Origin of the sequence: Jilunia laotingensis (assembly GCF_014385165.1) — a bacterium.
GTDB classification, from domain to species: domain Bacteria; phylum Bacteroidota; class Bacteroidia; order Bacteroidales; family Bacteroidaceae; genus Bacteroides; species Bacteroides laotingensis.
This window is the reverse complement of sequence record NZ_JACRTF010000001.1, coordinates 1301674-1320359: the sequence shown is the minus strand read 5'-3', so window position 1 is coordinate 1320359 and position 18686 is coordinate 1301674. Positions and strand designations below refer to the sequence as shown.

The window sequence follows — 18686 nt, the reverse complement described above, 5'->3', positions numbered from 1 at the left end:
TTGTTCTCCTTTATTTAACAATCAATTTACCTGTGCGGACTGCTTGGTTCGTCTCTACCATAATAATGTAGTTTCCTGAGGGCAAGTACCCTTTGTATACGGCTGTGCCGTTGTCCATTTGCATAGCATCCTTTTGTACGAGCTGTCCCATATGGGTATAAATCAATATGCGGGCGTTGTTGGCTTTTCCGATGTTTGCTTTCACCGTAAAGTCACCCGTGGCAGGCATCGGGTAGATCAGCAACGATTCTGTTCCGTCAACGGTTCCGATCTCGATACCCGATTCGTTGGAAGGTTCGCAAGCTCCCATGCTTGGAGCCTCCGGGCGAGTCTTTCCCAATTGGTCTGTCGTTCCTGCCAGTGTGGGATTTCCCGTTTGGATGGCAGGGTTGTTGTCGCCCGTCAACAGATGTACCATCTGTGCGTTTACTTCTTGCAGTTCGCTGAGGGTAGTTCCGATCTGGATAGGAGTATCGGAGATGTCTTCGCCATAGTAATCGTCGGCATCGATGAAACGTTTGTCGTTCCAGATTGAATAAAGATGTACGAAAGACATGAAGTCTCCGGTCGAGTAATCCGTTTCGTCCGGATTTCCGCCTACGGTGTTCAGCGCATAGATTGCGTTGTTGAGGGTGATGGAACAGTCGCCTCCAGTCTTGAAGAAGCTCTGTTTTCCTTCGGCAGACTCGTTACCAATGATGGTGGCACCTATCAGGTTGATTTCCGAATAACCTTCCCAGTTACCGTTCATGATGGCTCCGTTATTGACCGATCTGTTACCGCTGATCGTGATGTTGCGGATGTCAGCGAAAGCATTCTGGAAAGCCAGTGCGGTGGCTGTGTTGTTGTAGATGGAGATGTTCTCCATGTTTACCCGTGATTCCCATCCGATGCCGAGAATGGAATTGCCCACATTCTCGAAGAAACGGCAATTGGAGACGGTCAGGTCTTTAATCTGTCCTTTGAAAGCTGTGCCTTCCGCATTTCCGGTACTGGTGTTCTTCCCGAAAGTACAATTGCTGACGGTGGCTACCTCTGCATCCAGCCATCCTCCGGCATGGTCTCCGGCAATGTTGTTATAGAAATCGCAATGATCGAGGTTGAACTTACCGTTGATGCGGAGTGCGCCTCCGGCATTCCCTACCGTATTTCCATCAAACTGGCAATTGGTGATTTCGATGGTAGAGTTCCATGCGGTATAGTTGATGGCTCCACCGGAACCGTTACCGTTCGATTTGGCATCTTTGTTCTTCGTAAAAGTACAGTCTTTCACCTGAATGCTCATTTCTGCCTCGTCAGCGTTGGTATAACGGATGGCACCGCCTTCCCAACCGGCATTCTCGTTGAATTGGCAGTTGAGTACGGTCATGTCCTGTCCTCCTTCTGAGAAAAGGGCACCACCGTTACTACCGGCAATGTTTTTCTGGAAGATACAGTTCTCCGCGCTGATGGTCGATTCATAAGCGGCTAATGCTCCACCGTTGTTTCCCGAAATCTCGGCGGTGTTGTTGATGAATTGGCTGTCTTTAAGTTTGATGTTATATCCCCATGCAGCGATGGCTCCTCCGTTCTGGTCGGATTTGTTGTTTGCGAACGTACAATTTTCCACTTCAAGCACCACTAACGCTTGCTGATTGTCGGGCCGTTGAAGTTTCAAGGCTCCTCCCCATGCAGCGGTATTGTTCTCGAAGGTACAGTTGGCAAGTCTCAGCCCCATTCCTGCGGGCGAACCTCCTTCAGCTTCACTTCCGCCTTTCAGGATGATGGCACCTGCGCCACCGCTGAAGTCACCGTAATGTTCACCGTTTTCACCGTTTCCGTTTTTGAAAGTAAAGCCGTCCACTACTGCCATCTGATCACCCAAGGTAACGTAGGCGATGGTGTATACACTGCTGCCATCATCGATTTGACCGTTCAGGGAAGTGACATTGGTTTGCGGGTCTCTTTCACCGTTGCCACTGGCCGGATATCCACCCAATAGGTTAACGCCTCCGGCAATTTTAAAGCGGAACTCCTTCGGATTGCTGTTCTCTCCTTTGAAATTCAGGGTCGGTTTATACTCTCCCGCTGCTACATGCACCGTCGATCCGGCAGTAGCATTCAACAGAGTTTTAGAGAGGTCACCGGAAGCTTGCTCCCAGGAATCTCCGTTGCCGGATGCACCGACTTTCACATAAAAATCTTTTGCAGACATACTGCTTGCCATGAATGATAGGCAACATGCGATAAATAAGTTAGAATGTTTCATTTTACTATGAATTAAAAGGTTATTAATTGGTTCTTCTGATGATGGCAGCCATTCCACCGCCCGGTGCAAGTTGCACTTTCAGTTTGCTTGCGGCATTCACGTTGAAGATTTCCCGTTTGTAGTCGTTACCATTCCGGTCGGCATTGATTCCGTCCTTGAACAGTTCTATCTGCCAGTTACCGGATTTCAGGAAAGAACAATCGATAATGATCTCCCGTGCATCCCAGTTGGTAATAGCTCCCAGATACCATGTACCCGCTTCCTCTCTGGCGGTGACAGCGTATTCTCCCACTTTTCCATCCAGGGCAACCGTCTGGTCGAATACGGTTGGTATCTGACGGATGAAATCGGTAGTCTCCTGTTCCTTCATGTAGTTGTTGGGGCTATCCGCCAACATGTTCAAAGGAGACTCAAAAACTACATATAAAGCAACCTGATGGGCGCGTGTTCCTTGGCTCATGGGCATTGCATGAATACCTCTGTAACTCTCTTTATTGGCATTGAACATGGCTCCCGGTGTGTAATCTACCGGGCCTGCCAGCATTCTGATGTAGGGGATGGTCACATCGTTGAAAGGCATGTCGGGATAGTCTCCTTTGAGATATTCCAGTCCGTAGACACCTTCAAAGTTGATGACATTCGGGTAGGTGCGTTGCAGACCGGTAGGTTTGTAAGCACCGTGAAAGTCGATGATGAGCTTATGTTCCGCGGCTTTCTTTGCCAATCGGTAATAGAAATCAACCATTTTCTGGTCGTCCCTGTCCATGAAGTCCACTTTAAAACCTTTGACTCCGAGTTTGGAATAATGGGCAAGGGCTTCCTCCATTTTCTGATTCAGGGGCAACCATCCTCCCCAGAGAAGGATGGACACACCTTTGGATTCGGCATAGCGGATGATGGCTGGAAGGTCGATCTCTGGTACTACCTTCATGATGTCGGTACTCACCGCCCAGCCTTCATCAAGCAATACGTATTCAATACCGTTTTTAGCGGCAAAGTCAATGTAGAATAGGTACGTATTCGTGTTGATTCCAGCGCGAAAGTCCACTCCGTAAATGTTCCATGCGTTCCAATAATCCCATGCCAGCTTGCCGGGCTTGATCCATGAAGTATCACCGATCCGGTTCGGGCTTGCCAGTTTGTATACCATGTCGTTGTTCAACAAATCTTTATCGGCAGCGGCAATGATAACCGTTCGCCAGGGGAAAGTCCTGTTACCTTTGGTCTTGGCGATGTAATCTGCCCGTTTCACTACGAGCGATTGCAGATTGTTGTGTCCTCCCTGCACCTCTTCGACTGGGTAGGGGGCAAAGTCGCCCGTCAGTCCCTGTCGGGTCTTTGGGTTGAGGCGGAGGAACATGCCCGGATAATCTTCCAGATCGGCTTCCGTGATTCCGCATTTAATGGTTCCCTGTTCCACCAATACCGGTGCAAAGGCGGGCCAGAAATCGGACATCTCTTTCAGGGGGATGTGTTTATAAGTGTTCTCGAAAGAACATGCATACACGTCCTGCTCTTTGGCATTGACATACCCGATATACGCTTTCGAGTCGTCTTTCGCAAAATTGAATTCCGCTTTTTCCGATAAGATAGTGATATCCCCCTTTTGTGAACTAATCCACCGGTAAGCTACTCCGTCATCGTAAACACGGAATTGAAGCGCGTAATTCCCGGTGAAGGTAAGGCTCAGCTCTTTGTAGTGGTCGGCAACTTCTTTCTTCTTATAGACCGGGGCTTCAATCGTTTCGTTGACGGTGCGGACATCCGATTTACGGATACGCGGCTCCTCTCCCCATGTCTTTTTATCCGTCCGTAAAGAGACGAAGGAAGGGGTGATGACGGGAGTGGAACCGTAGTTCACACTCCAACTGATCCCCTTGTCCACACTCACGTTCAACGTAATCTTGTTGTCCGGGGAAGCTACTTTGAAATCTTTGCTGTACAGGCTTGCAGAGCAAAGGAGGAAAAGCCCGATTAAATATTTTCCTTTATTTGTCATATGCTGTTTCATAAATTAGTTGGTAGACAAGGATGGTGGTAACTCTCCCGATTTCCCCCATTTGGAAGGTTTGCTGCCCATGATGAATTCAAGGCTTCCTCCGTTGGCGATGTCGGTATGGCGGAACCAGCATTTATCCAGTTCTTTTCCATTCAGTCTGACCGATTGTACATAAATGTTTTTGTCGCTTGCATTCTTGGCAGTGATCTTCAGCTCTTTCCCGTTTTCGAGTGAAAGGGTTGCTGCCTGGAACAGGGGGCTTGAAATCAGATATACATCCTGCCCCGCGTTAGGGTAAAAGCCCAGGGCATGGAAGATATACCAGGAAGACATCGAACCGGAATCATCATTCCCCGGTATGCCTTCGCGGGTTGTGTTGTAACGGGTGCGCAGGGTTTTGCGGACTACTTCTGCGGTTTTGTCAGGCCGTCCCGCATAGTTGTAGAAAGTAGGAACAAGGAATCCCGGTTCGTTGGAAATCTGGAACAATCCCATAAACCAGCGTTGATCCCAACGTTCATGGGTGAAGTAGGTGTCCAACCGGTTGATGAATTGTTTTTTCCCTCCGCATTTCTCTATTAGCTTGTTGACATCGTGGGGTACGTAGAAAGACATCTCCCAGGAGAATGTTTCATACAGGAAGTCCGGCCATGTGCCGCTTGTAAAGACAGAGAATTTATCTTCGGGGCACCAGCTACCATCAGCGTTCTTCGGCCAAAGGAAACCTTTGTGCCCGAGACTCTCAATCCCGTCGTTCCAGATGTTCTGCCAGTTATTGGAGCGTTGGTAATACTTTTCAGCGATCTCCTGTTTGCCGAGTCGTTTGGCTACCGTTGCTATTGCGAAATCGCAGTTGGCGTATTCGAATGTACGGCTTCCTGCGCGTTCGTGACGGGTCGACACGTATCCCAATGTGTTGTAATCGTCTATTCCTCCTCTGCCTTCTTTCCGTTCATCACCTCCCGGAGCGATTTCGGCATTCTTTATCATCGACTGCAAAGCGGTCTCGTAGTCAATGCCTTTCAGCCCTTTGACCATGGCATCGGCAATCAGGATATCACAGTCGCTGCCTCCCTGTACCCTGCCGTTGTCATTTCCGCTGCGAGCATCGGGCATGTAGCCGTCATGCTTGTATATGTCGATGAGGGAGCGTATCATATCCGTCTGTATGGAAGGAACCAGCAGGGTGAACAGGGGGTGGGTGGCCCGGAACGTATCCCAGATGGCAAAATAATCATCGTAATACGGTTCGTCGGAAGCCCATTTCGGATTCTCCCCGGTGCGGTTTACAGGTTGTAGGAAGCTATGATACATGGCTGTATAGAAGATTTTCTTGTTCTCTTCCGATCCTGTAAGTTGAACCTTTGATAGAATCTCGTTCCATTGGTTGACAGCGGTGTTCCTTACCTCCTCAAAGTTCCATGACTTCATCTCTTCCAAGTTGGCTTTTGCCTTGTTGGTTCCCATGAACGAAATGCCGACCTGCGCGCATACTTTCTGTCCTTTCACTGTCTGGTAGGTGAAATAAGCACCGGTCTTTTCATTCGTATCGGTTTGGGAGAGCTTACCCGGATACAACCGGTTGCTTTTCCAAGTTCCCGTTTCTTTGGCGGGGGTATCGAAGCGGGCATAGAAATAAACCGTATAGGGACCGCCTTCATTCCATCCTCCCCTGATCCGGGAGTATCCTTCCACTTCCGTATCCGAAAGTATCCTGACTTCCGATCCCACTAACATCTGTTTTTCATGGGACTGCAAGAAGCTACCCAGGTCGATGATAATTTTAGAATCGTTGCTCTCCGGGAAAGTATATTCATGGAAGCCACTTTTGGAAAGTGCGGTCAGCCGGGCTTGTGTATTATATCTGTCCAGTTTGACAGAATAGGAACTTAAGGCTATTGCCTCTTCCGAACGCGGGGAAGAATAATCGTTTAGTTGGATGGCTCCTGTTATCGGAAGCATCAGGATATTACCATACTTGCATCCTCCTCCCGTACCGCTGACGTGGACATGGCTGAACCCGTGTATGTTGCCCGTAGGATCCCAACCGGCATTCCAGTCCTTGTTTCCACAATCGGGTCCGAGTTTGACCATTCCGAAGGGTACACAAGGTCCCGGAAAGACATTTCCGCCTCCGTCCACTCCGATATACGGATCGACATATTTAGATAGATCTACCTGCGAACAGGCATATGACACCCCTGTAAACAGGGTTATAACGAATATTATAATTCTGTTCTTCATAAAAAAACTATATGTAAGTTAGTTATTTAATTCCAGCCCGGATTATTGGGTAATAAATGGGGATTAAGTTCGGTTTCTCTTTGCGGGATAGGCCATAGATAGTGCTTGTCCGGATTGAATGTCCGGATTCCGGCACGTACATGGCCTTCACTGTTCACGATGTAGTTGTCCGGGTTATTGAGCTTCATGCCCAATATCCATCCGTTGTTTCGGTTAAGGACCTCGTGGGCGATGTGCCAACGGCGTATATCGAAGAACCGTGTACCCTCGAAGGCAAGTTCCACTCTGCGTTCATCGCGGATGCGTTCTCTCATCTTGTTTTTATCAAGATCCTTTTCCAGCTTAGGCATCTGCACTCTGAGTCGTACGGCATTGACTGCATCGTAAACACTTTGGTCGGGTGCTGCCAGTTCCTCATTTTTGGCTTCCGCATAGTTCAATAATACCTCTGCTAACCGGATGAGGGGGAAATCTTTTCCGGTATCCCATGTGCCGAGTAAGGTCGGGTCGAGGAATTTCTTCCAGCCATAGCCGGTTTTTGTACCGTTATGCTGATCCATCCGGTCGGGGGCACCTTCTCCCGGCTGACTGTTGTAGGTCAACCCTTTCAGAGTCGTATTGCCCGGATAATAGACGGTCGCTTTCAGGCGCGGGTCTCTGTCTTCATACGGATTTTCGGGATCGTATCCCGAGCCTTCTTCATCGATGCGTTTCCCCGTACTTTTCATATAGTAAGCATCTACCATGTCCTGAGTCGGTGACCATGAATTCCATCCACCGTCACTGACGCAAGCCAGTTTGACGGTAAATCCGTAAAGCGGTCTCTCAAGGGTGGTGAATTGGGCTTCATAGATCACTTCCGAATTGGGTGCGCTGGCGTCGTTGTCGTAAAACAACTTGGCATAACTGTCGGCACCGGAACTTCCCTTTCTATAAAGTTGGTGTTTGCTCTCTTTCCATACTTTATAGGCGGCATCGGCTGCCATTCCCCAGTATTTACTGTCGGGATTCTCCCGGTAATCTCCTGCCATTAAGAGACATACTCTGCTTTTCAGAGCCAGGGCAGCCCATTTGGTAGCACGGCCGTCATCGTCTCCGCTATAAGATTCGGGAAGTACGTCGATAGCTGCATCCAGATCTTTGAGAATGAAATCGGCAACTGCTTCTTTGGGGGTACGGGTCACTTTACCGGCTTCCTGAATGGTGAGTGTCTTATCCACCAAAGGGACATCTCCGAACAGGGAAATCAGGTAATAATAGGCATAAGCCCTTTGGAAGCGTACTTCCCCGGTGTATCTCTCACGTAGGTTATCGTCCATGGACACCCTTGCTATATTTTCCATGAATTCATTGCATTTACGGATGCATTCGTAACGCAAATCCCACATTTTCTTGATAGCGGCATGATTGGACTCATACGCTCCGAGGGCGATTTGCTGGAAGTTGCCGAACTGGTTGCTATGCTGGTTGTATGAATTGTCCGAAGCCGATTCGTAGAAAAGCAAGTCCAATCCGTATTCGTCCGATTCGGGAAAAACGTATTGATAGGTAGCATTGACACCCTTCAATGCATCATCCGGTGTTTTCCAGAAGTTTTTGGAAGATATTTTATCTGTAGGATATAAATCTAATCCGTTTGTGCAAGAGCAAAATGCAAGGCATAGGCTCAGGCAAGTCAGAATGGTATGTTTCATAATATGTATCAATTTAATTTTTTCCGATTGTTATGTCAACGCCAAATGAGAAGGTTCTCAGTTGTGGATAATATGCCCCGCTCGAATTGCCTTCCGGGTCTACATAAGGGAACTTGGTAAGGGTGAACAGGTTGTTTCCCGAGAAATAGAAACGTACCTTTTCCATCGTTACCTTGCTTGTCCATTTCTTGGGAAGGGTATAACCTATCTGGAAATTCTTGAGTCTCAGATAAGCTGCGTTATGTTTCCAGAAGGTGGACATTTCGTAATTGTTTCCTTGGCCATCGGTCAGGCGCGGGTATTTGGCATGTTGCAGATTGTCTTCTACGGAACGGTTCGGGTTCCACCGGTCTTCCTGGATATGTTTGAAACCGCCACTCAGATAGATGATTTGTCCATGAACGTATTCGTCACGTTTGCCCACTCCCTGAAGGAAAGCACGTACATCCAGCCCTTTCCATTCGGCTGTCAGATCAAGCCCGTACATGAATCTCGGGGCACTCCATCCTACATAAGTCTTGTCATAACTGTCTATTTTACCATCGGGCACTCCGTTGGGGCCTGAGAGGTCTTTGTACTTGATGTCTCCCACCTTCAATTGGCTGGCGTAGCCTTCAAACTTCGGGCTGTTGGCTATTTCTTCTTCGGAAGTGTAGAAGCCATCGGCTACGTAAGCATATAAAGTATTCAGGGCATAACCTTCCTGAGTGATGGTGCGGTCGCCTTTGAAAGGACCGGTGCCTTTCAGGTCGAGAACCTCATTCCGCTGGTCGGAAAGTGAAAAGGTAGCACTGTAATTGAACTGGTTGATATGGTCTTTCCAGCCGACTAGCAGTTCCCATCCCCAGTTTTTCATCTTTCCTGCATTCTGTACGGAGACGGGGATACCGATGACGGAAGATACCGGAACATCTAGAAGGATGTCATTGGTCTTCTTGTTATACCAGTCGAAAGTAGCGGACAGGCGGTTATTGAAGAAGCCCAGATCGATACCGATATTGAATATGTTCGAGATTTCCCAGCCGATCTCCGTATTAGGCAGTTTGCCGATATACGATCCCGGAACCCATTTGTGGCCGAACATATATCCTTTGGGATCGGTGGTGATGACCTCCGCATATTGGTATAGGGAGATGCTCTGGTTTCCCAACTGTCCGTAGGAAGCACGCAGTTTCAGGTTATCCAGATACTTCCGGGAGAAGTTCATGAAAGGTTCTTCCGATATTCTCCATCCCACCGAACCGGAAGGGAAGAAAGTGTAATGATGTCCCGGAGCCAACCGTGATGAACCGTCGTATCTGAAGTTTCCTTCCACAAAGTATTTTCCTGCAAAGTCATAGTTTACACGGCCGAAATAGGAACGCATTCTCCATTCATCGGACGAACCCCAGGTGCCCTGTGCATCGCCTGAGCCGGTGGCACCGTCTATTTCTTCCATGTTATTGTCCGGTACATACCATCTCCATCCGCCTACCCATGAACTCGTATAGTGTTCGTCCGAGTAGCCGAGCAAAGCATGTACGTTGTGTGAACCGAATTGCTTTTCGTAATCCAGCAATCCTTGCAGGACGATCAGATTTTTGGTGATTAGCTGGCGGCTGACACCGTTCGGGTTGTTGATCAATGATTGGGAACCGTCTTCATTCGTCATTTCGATGGTCTTGGATATTTCCGTATGTCCCGGTGTCCAGTGATTGTAGGCAGCCTGTCCTCTCAATTTCAATCCTTTGAATATCTCCCAGTTTGCAGACATCGACATGGACAGGTTCTCATCATAACTTTTCCTGTAACCACCGTCTTTGATCCAGGCAATCGGATTGGTCGTCTCGTTGTTGAGGTGCCCCCAATCTCCGTTTTGCTTTTTTACGGGTACGTAAGGAGCCATGTTCATCACTTCGCCGAAGAAGCGGTCGTAATTGTAAGGCACTTGCGTCTCATCGCGGTAGTAGGAGATACTGGCGGAAGCGTCTAGGTTATCGATGATCTGGAAATTTAAGTTTGCTCTTGCATTGTATTTCTTGAAATCCGTATAGTCGATCAGTCCGGTTTGGCTGGTATAGCCTCCCGACACCATGTAGCTCATCTTGTTACCGCCCCCGGAGATTCTTAGGTTCACATTCTGCATGTCATTATGGCTTTTTACTGCTTGATCCCACCAATTCACATTAGAGAAGTTATCCGGGTCCATCCCGTTTTTCATCAGTTCTATCTCCTCCGGTGTGAACTGTATCATTTTGTCCGAATTGGTCAACTGTTCGTTCCGTAGTTCGGCATATTCCCATGAGTTCAGCATCTGAGGAACTTTGGTAGGCGCTTGTGAGGAATAGTTGTATGAGAAGTTGATGACGGGCTTCCGTTCTTTATTCCCTTTCTTGGTGGTGACTACCAACACACCGTTGGCTGCACGCGATCCGTAGATGGCTGCCGATGAGGCATCTTTCAATACGGAGATGGACTCGATATCGTTCGGATTGAGTATGTTGAAATCTCCTATTCCTGTTGGGATACCATCGATGACGACCAGAGGTTCCGTGCTGCCCAGCGTACCTTGTCCTCTGACGTTGATAGAGAGGGATGTGCCCGGCTTTCCTCCTCCATCGGTGATGATAATGCCCGGTACGCTCCCTTGAAGGCTTTGGGTGATGTTAGATACCGGCATCTTCTCGAGCGATTCGGATGAAATGACATCGATGGCTCCGGTTACATTCAGTTTTTTCTGAGTACCGTAACCTACCACTACTACTTCATCCAATGCTTTGGTGTCCGCCTCCAATATGACGTTGATTGTGTTGTTCTGACCGATCTGTAACTCTTTCGGATTCATGCCGATGTACGAGAACGCAAGCATGTTATGGTCGGAAAGGTCTCCGTTGAGGTGGAACATTCCATCCAGGTCGGTGACGGTTCCCATAGTAGTCCCTTTCACCAAGACACTGACGCCTATCAGGGGTTCACCCGTCTCGTCTGTAACCTTTCCGGTTAACAGACGTTTTTTGGTTACGGGTGCTTGTGCCTTTACTTTTTTCAAGACAATCTGTTTGCCTATGAACTCGAAAGTGATATCCTTATGATCGAGGGCTTTCTTCAATATGGAAGAAATGTCTCCGGATGTGGTGTTGACTTTTTGTTTCAGGTCGATGGAGCTGTCAAAGACAAAAGTAAAGTTTGTCTTGCTCTCTATCTCTTTTATCAGCTTGTCCAAAGAAAATTCTTTTGCCGAAAGCTGAACTTTTGTTGTACTTTGTGCCATTAACGGTACGGAACTTACCATGTAAAATAAGGTTAAAATACCGCATAATAACTGTTTGATGTTAGACATTGTAATTTGATTTAATGTATAATAAAAATTTAATATTACCTTTGCCTACAAAATACAATACGCTCTTTCCTACCACCATTGGCAGGATAGTATTTTGCTGAAAGTGTTTTGTGTTTAGAGCACGAGGGATGGCCGTCTTTCGTGCTCATCTTGTTTTTATTTGTATGATATATTCACCTCCTCTCCGTCTATTTTATAGTCGATCGGGGTTATCTTATTGATAACCTCAAGCATTTCGGTTAATGATTCTGTTTTAATGGTCAACCAGTAATGTTTATGTTTCGGAGAACCGGAGAGTTGGATGTGTACACCATACCAACGTTCCATTTTGTGCAATACGGTTTCCAAGGGTTCATTTTCTATTTTAAGTTTATTGTATCTCCATACACTTTCAGTATCGGCATTGCAGGCGATGAGCCGGTTCTGTGAAAAGTCATCTTTCCGGATGATGGCTTTCTGGTCGGGTTTCATGTCGGCTAACAAGTTTCCTTGGTCGTTGGCGATGCTCACATGACCTCTCAGGAGAGAGACTTCAATGGAGGCATCTTCTTTGTATCCGTTGACATCGAAAGCTGTTCCGTGAACGTTGATTTGGATGTTGCCCACACCAACGGTAAATGGGTTTCTGGTGTCCTTTGCCACATCGAAGAATGCTTGTCCTTCCAGTCGGACTTTCCGGTTACGGAAATTGTAATCTGTATTATAAGTCAGGGTTGAACCGGAATTTAGTAATACCACCGAACCATCCGGCAGGCTGATTTCCGCTTTTTCTCCCCAACGTGTCCTGAAAGTGATATTCTCTTCTGGCTTGCTGTCCGTTAAGGTGAAAAGCCAAGAGGCAGAAAATCCAATGATTAGAGCGAACATCGCTGCAATGCTTGCCGTGCGGATCAAAAGACGGTGGGTATAGGTTTTTGTCATCTTTACCTGTTTGATGTTCGTTGTTATCCGGTTCCATACTTTTTCTTTGTCAGGATAGTAAGGAGACGGAGCATCACCGTTTGCCAATTCCCAGCTTTCTCTGAGTTCCTGAAAGACTTTCTCATTCTCTCCGTTGAGTTTTCGCCAGTTTGCCAACTCGTTGTTCTCCGCTTCCGAGCTTTCGCCTGTTAGATATTTCGATATGATTTCGTATATGTCCATCCTATTTTTAGTTGCTTTTATAGAATAGACACATGACTTTGCAGATACCCCCAAAGAGAATTGAAAAAAAACAGAGAAAAAATGAAAGAATGTTATGATCTGTCTTTTGAAGACAGAAGAAAGGGAAATTAAAGGAAAAAGAAAATGAATGAGAACGAGTAAGATGTCATAAAGTCACGAATCTTCTTTAGAGCGATACCCATCTGGTTCTCAACTGTTTTTATGGAAATACCTTTCACCTCCGCTATTTGTTTGTAGCTTAGGTTTTCTTTGCGGCTCAGGATAAAGATCTCTTTGCACTTTTCGGGCAGGCAATTGATTGCCATGTCCAGTACGGAAGAGAACTTTTCCAAGTCGAAACATTCTTTGTTATGTTTGTCTTCTATCTGTTGGTCGAACCACCTTTCCAGAAGGTAATGCCTGTTTTGTTCATTCCGCAGATAGTTTAATATCTGGTTTTTGGCAGCGTGGAACAGATACGTTTTCACGTGTTCTACCTCCACGGAGTCGCGGTTCTCCCAAAGTTTTAGGAAAACTTCCTGTAGCACATCTTCAATGATCTGCGGATCGTGTGAATATAGATTCAGGAAACGGCACAATTGTTCATAATATGAATCGTAATACTTGCGGAATGATTCAAGATCAATAGTCATCTCTTTGTTTGTAAATTAAAATAGGATGGGCAAATTAAGGCAAAAAAAGTGGAACTAACAAATATCTCTTTGTGTACATGTGGTAGTCTATGGTGAATCTATATTTCACTTTCATACCATAAACATAATGTAGTTTCTTGGTTTATACTTCTACAGGTATAAATAATTTATAGAATGATATTCGATATTCGTTGAGATATAAATTAATCAGTCATAATGGGGCCTATTTTAATATCAGTAAACTTTCCGGTCCCATGTTAAACAACAGGTCGATGATGCTCAGGTTGGGACGGAATCCGTTGCGTGCTTCAAAAACTTGATAGTAAGGGCGGGGAATAAATTCTGGGTCTGTCAGGTGGTAGTCCTTTTTAGGATGGATCGCTTCCCGGAAGTCATATTCATCCGGAGTAAATGTTGTTTTATAATCTGAGGTTCGTTCCATCACAGGCTGGATGTCTATCAGCTCGCATACAAGGTTGCAAAGCTCTTCGTTAAAATCGGCTAAGAACTCGTATTTCTTTTCATAAAAAGGTTGGAAATCATCTTTATAATACTCAAAAAACGGAGTACTGTTATAAGCCGATTCTATGGAATTCCAGTGCAGATGCCGCCAGTTTCCGTGGTCGGATATGCGGATATCTTTCATCGGGCATTTCAGGCTATCCGGTTTCACAGTAGGAATGCTGAGGGCAATCTCGCCATCGGGACCGGCAATGGTGCAACGATTCCGGTAGGTTTGCTTCATATAATGATCATGTTGTTCGATGAAAATACGGTCGTATGTGAGCAACTTCGTGTAATACTCGACAGGAGCCAGGTAAGCGGAGGAAAGATAAGCTGTTTTCATTTACAAGGGTTGATTTAATGGATCGGGCGGAAGAAGCGGTTCCATCTGTATCCGTTGAAAGGGTTGGTTTGGTTTTCTTTGGAGAACAGGATGAGGGAAGCTTTTCCCAGGATATGGTCTTGTGGCACAAATCCGAAAAGACGTGAGTCGGAGAGGTTGACGGAATTGTTGGATGCCATCCAATAATAATCTTTGGTGAAATAACAATGTTGGGCGGGGGCTCCGTCAACATATAAAGTGTCATTTTTGATTTCTGCCTGTCTGCCTTCGTGAAGAACAAGCGTATTTCGCAGCAAGGTTCTGTTCCAAGGATACACGCGAACGGCTTTTCCCTTCCCGGGGATGACCAAAGGATAAGCAACGCTGCTTTCCGGGTTGGTTTGCAGAGGGTGTATCCAGTTCTTTCCGTTCATGGCTTGTTCCAACAGATAATATTCATAACGGCTGAAACTACGAACATGGTTCACCGAATCCTGCCCCATTAACTCATTGGGAGCGATAGAGAGGAGTGCTAAGAGTGAATCCAGTTGCTGCTCGCGCATCTTGGGATAGGCATACAATTGTTTCAGATCGGGTGCGGCTCCCTTTTGGGACGGAATAACCGTGAAGAGTGAGTCGACCAGTAAGGTGTCCCCCGGAGTACCTACGCACCGGCTGATAAAAACTTCCCGCTGGTCGATCACCGGTTCGGAGGTATTGGCGGGATTGTTGAAAACAACGATGTCTTCTTTCCGCACTTTCTTTTCACCCCATCTGTGGTAAGAGAAAAGCGATATGAAAGGCAAACGCAGTCCATAACTCCATTTATTGACTAATATCCGTTCGCCACGGAAGAGTGAGTTCTCCATGCCACTGGACGGGATGAGGCAGGAAGTAAAAGCGAAGCCACGGAGCAAAAGTACAATGACGATTGCTCCTGACAAAGCTATTGTCCACTTCCATCGCTTCATGCTGTTAAGCCTCTTTTATTTAATTGTTTCAAGGATCATCCCACCCATTTGAAAAGACGGTTCCAACGGATTTTTCCATTGAACCAACCACGGTCTTTATCCAATGACAACCATACGACAAGCGGTTTCCCTACTACATGGTCTTCGGGAACGAAACCCCAGTAACGCGAATCCTGCGAGTTGTGACGGTTATCGCCCATCATCCAGTAGTAATCCATCTTGAAGGTATATTTGTCTGTTTTCTCTCCATTGATATAGATGTCACCGTTTTCTTTTACCTCCAGCTTGTTGCCTTCATAAGCGACAATGCAACGTTCATAAAAGGGCAGATTGTCCATTGTCAGCGTGATAGTGGAACCTTTGGAGGGAATCCAGATAGGACCGTAGTTGTCTACCGTCCAATCAGTGTACTTGTTTAACGGATAGAGGTTATGTGCCGGTACCGGAACGATCGGCTCGATGGATGTTACCAGATCTTTGCGTCCTAAAAGTTTGTCGAATGCTTTTTTTGTGAGGGGCAGATAAAACTTTTTGGCATTCGGACTGTAAGATTGGAGGTCTTCGTTGCTCAGTCCTAACTCGTCATGAAAGAATTCATCCGGTATCAATTTACCCGTAGGATATACTTCGTACTGGAATTGAATATCTTCCGGTTCTTCTTGCGCTACACCATCGATGTAGATGATACGGTCTTTGATTTGCAGGGTATCTCCGGGGAGACCTACACAGCGTTTTACATAGTTCTCACGGCGGTCAACCGGACGGTAGACTATCTTATCGAATTCTTCAGGATGAGAATTGATATATTTTCTGCCTGCATCATAGTATAAATCATAAATGATGCGTTGTTGAATACTTGAAAGACTGTCCATGTTGATATCCTTGGAATAGATCTGTTTGCCAACATTATATATAAGGCTTTCATAAGATTCGGTTTGTTGATATTTCAATGAGACAGTGTCGCCTGCCGGGAAATTGAATACAACGATATCATTCATTTTCACTTTCCCGAATCCCGGAACCCGTTTGTATTTCCATTGTGGCCATTCGATGTATGATTTGGTATTGATGATAGGTAGCGTATGCTGAGCCAGCGGCATTGAAAGAGGAGTGTTGGGAACGCGGGGACCATAACTCATCTTGCTGACATACAGGAAATCACCTACCAGCAAGGACTTCTCCAGTGAAGAAGAGGGTATCTGGTAATTCTGGAATACGTATATATTCACAAAATAAACAGCTACCAATGCAAATACGATGGCATCCACCCAACTCATAATACTTCGTACAGTAGGATTCTTGGACTTCTTCCAGAACGACCAGGGAATTTTCTTCGTGATGTAGATATCAAAAATGAAAGGTACTACAATTAATCCCCACCAACTTTTTACCCATACCAGGAATGCCAGGTAGAGTATGATGGCGATCGTACATTTGATCCATTGCGCGCGCGTTGCTTTTCTCATGATTATCGATGTTTTATTATTAATCTTTTAGAAACGGAAACAGGTCGCTCATACCCAGGAATCCTTGTTTGTCTGACGTATATTCGGCTGCAAGGACTGCACCCAGAGCAAAACCTCCACGATTTTTTGCATCATGAGTTATTGAAATACTGTCTGCCACCGAATCATAACGGACGGTGTGGATGCCGAATACCTCTCCTTCCCGGACGGAACGGATAGGAAGTTCGTCTGCGGAAGTTGCCTCTTCCTTTACCCAACGGTCTTTACGATCCAGATTTTCCAGAATGCCTTCCGCCAGCGTGATGGCGGTACCGCTTGGCGCATCGAGCTTATGCACATGGTGTGTTTCGCTCATCGTTACGTCATATCCGGGGAATCGGTTCATTATCTTTGCCAGATACTTGTTCACTGCCGAGAAGATAGCTACCCCCAAACTGAAATTGGACGACCAAAACAATGTCTTTCCTTCTTTCTGGCAGAGTGCTTTTATCTCTTCACCATGCTCCGCCATCCAGCCCGTACTGCCGGAGACCAGCTTCACACCGGCTTTGAATGTGCGTATATAGTTATTGTAGGCTACTTTAGGATTGGTGAATTCGATCGCTACGTCCGCCGAACGGAAAGCCTCGGATTCAAAATCCTCCTGATTGTTGATATCGATGATGCTGACAATCTCGTGTCCGCGGCTTAGGGCTACTTTTTCGATCTCTTTACCCATTTTTCCGTAGCCGATTAATGCTATTTTCATTGTTTTACTGACTTATATTCAAAATAATAGTCGCAAAGATAAGATATTTATTACATTTGCCGTATACATTAACGTCTTGTTAACATGGAACATCTATTACACTATGTCTGGAAACACAAAATATTTCCTTTGAAAACATTGCAAACGACCGGTGGCCTGCCTGTTGAGGTGATCGATCCGGGACTGCATAATTCGAATGCCGGTCCCGATTTTTTCAATGCCAAATTGAAGATAAACGGAACGTTATGGGTAGGAAATGTGGAAATTCACTCCTGTTCATCGGATTGGTTCAAGCACGGGCACGATCGCGATAAGGCGTATGACTCGGTTATTCTGCATGTGGTGGAACAACCCGATTGCGAAGTAGTGCGTCCGAATGGCGAAACCATCCCCCAATTAGTGCTGGGCTGCCCGGAACATGTATCGGAACATTACGAAGAGCTTCGCCGGGCAGATATTTATCCGCCATGCTATTCCATACTCGGCTCCTTACCGAAACTGACGGTTCATTCGTGGCTGACAGCTTTGCAGACGGAACGCTTTCAACAAAAAAACGAAGCCATCCGGCAGCGGTTGGAGAGGTGCAATAACAACTGGGAAGATGCTTTTTTCATCACATTGTCCCGTAACTTCGGATTTGGCCTGAATGGCGATGCTTTTGAAACATGGGGTACTCTTCTCTCTTTCCGTGCGATTGATAAACACCGGAATGACTTGGCACAGGTGGAAGCTTTTTTCTTTGGGCAGGCCGGTTTGTTGGAGGATGAAGCGGTTGATGACTATCAGACGCGGTTGCAGGCAGAGTTCCGTTACTTGCAACGTAAATTTGAACTGCCTGCGCCAATGGATCTTTCACTTTGGCGTTTCTTGCGCATTCGTCCGGGTAATTTCCCGCATGTACGCCTAGCTCAGTTGGCATATTTATATCATAACGGATTTTCTCTTTTCTCTCGCGTGATGGAAGCGGAAACTTTGCAAGCGGTGAGGGAAGAGCTTGTCACCCGAACTTCCTCCTATTGGGAAGATCATTATCTGTTTGGCAAGGTGTCCCCGAAAAAAGAAAAGGCTGTGGGGCATGATTCACAGAATCTGCTTATCATTAATACGGTGGTACCTTTTCTTTACGCCTACGGTCTTCATAAAGCGGACGAAAGGCTTTGCGAACGGGCTTCCCGTTTTCTGGAAGAGTTGAAGGCGGAAAACAACCGCGTGACCCGTCTTTGGGATGGTGCAGGGCTGTCTGTACAGACGGCTGCCGATAGTCAGGCTTTGCTGCAACTTCAGAAAGAGTATTGCGATAAGAAGAAATGTTTGTACTGCCGTTTCGGGTATGAATATTTACGTAGGAAATGATAAAAACATCCAAACTTCTTCT

Annotated in this window: 12 protein-coding genes; 1 reads left to right on the top strand and 11 read right to left on the bottom strand. The window is 46.4% G+C overall.

The genetic code is table 11. The annotated features are described in order from the left end of the window. Positions 1–10: 10 nt before the first annotated feature. The 11 genes from H8744_RS05135 to dapB all read right to left on the bottom strand — a co-directional run bounded on the left by H8744_RS05135 (position 11) and on the right by dapB (position 17311). Positions 11–2248 carry a T9SS type A sorting domain-containing protein gene (locus H8744_RS05135; RefSeq protein WP_262433808.1) on the bottom strand — a complete coding sequence of 746 codons (2238 nt, stop codon included), beginning with the start codon at positions 2246–2248 and terminating at the stop codon, positions 11–13. 22 nt (positions 2249–2270) lie between these two features. After that, positions 2271–4259: a retaining alpha-galactosidase gene (locus H8744_RS05130; RefSeq protein WP_262433807.1), complete on the bottom strand. Its 1989-nt coding sequence runs from the start codon at positions 4257–4259 to the stop codon at positions 2271–2273. 3 nt (positions 4260–4262) lie between these two features. After that, entirely contained in the window at positions 4263–6491 is a 2229-nt protein-coding gene (locus H8744_RS05125) for a GH92 family glycosyl hydrolase (protein ID WP_262433806.1), read from the bottom strand. A 26-nt stretch (positions 6492–6517) separates the two neighbouring features. Further along, on the bottom strand, positions 6518–8185 hold the full coding sequence (locus H8744_RS05120) for a RagB/SusD family nutrient uptake outer membrane protein (RefSeq protein ID WP_262433805.1): 1668 nt from the start codon (positions 8183–8185) through the stop codon (positions 6518–6520). Between the two features lie 13 nt (positions 8186–8198). Next, positions 8199–11456 carry a SusC/RagA family TonB-linked outer membrane protein gene (locus H8744_RS05115; RefSeq protein ID WP_262433804.1) on the bottom strand — a complete coding sequence of 1086 codons (3258 nt, stop codon included), beginning with the start codon at positions 11454–11456 and terminating at the stop codon, positions 8199–8201. Positions 11457–11660: 204 nt separating this feature from the next. After that, the gene (locus H8744_RS05110; RefSeq protein WP_262433803.1) at positions 11661–12647 is read right to left on the bottom strand and encodes a FecR family protein; all 987 of its coding nucleotides are present in this window, start codon (positions 12645–12647) and stop codon (positions 11661–11663) included. Between the two features lie 128 nt (positions 12648–12775). Then, the gene (locus tag H8744_RS05105) at positions 12776–13300 is read right to left on the bottom strand and encodes an RNA polymerase sigma-70 factor (protein ID WP_262433802.1); all 525 of its coding nucleotides are present in this window, start codon (positions 13298–13300) and stop codon (positions 12776–12778) included. Between the two features lie 223 nt (positions 13301–13523). Further along, complete coding sequence (locus H8744_RS05100; RefSeq protein ID WP_262433801.1) at positions 13524–14147, bottom strand: WbqC family protein; 624 nt, start codon at positions 14145–14147, stop codon at positions 13524–13526. Between the two features lie 14 nt (positions 14148–14161). Further along, on the bottom strand, positions 14162–15097 hold the full coding sequence (gene lepB, locus H8744_RS05095) for a signal peptidase I (RefSeq protein WP_262433800.1): 936 nt from the start codon (positions 15095–15097) through the stop codon (positions 14162–14164). Between the two features lie 35 nt (positions 15098–15132). Then, positions 15133–16563: a signal peptidase I gene (lepB, locus tag H8744_RS05090; protein WP_262433799.1), complete on the bottom strand. Its 1431-nt coding sequence runs from the start codon at positions 16561–16563 to the stop codon at positions 15133–15135. A 19-nt stretch (positions 16564–16582) separates the two neighbouring features. Then, on the bottom strand, positions 16583–17311 hold the full coding sequence (dapB, locus tag H8744_RS05085; RefSeq protein WP_262433798.1) for a 4-hydroxy-tetrahydrodipicolinate reductase: 729 nt from the start codon (positions 17309–17311) through the stop codon (positions 16583–16585). 84 nt (positions 17312–17395) lie between these two features. Between dapB and H8744_RS05080 the strand changes: the two genes are divergently transcribed. Further along, a complete protein-coding gene (locus H8744_RS05080) occupies positions 17396–18664 on the top strand; it encodes a DUF2851 family protein (protein ID WP_262433797.1) in 1269 nt (422 codons plus the stop codon). Positions 18665–18686 lie beyond the last annotated feature (22 nt).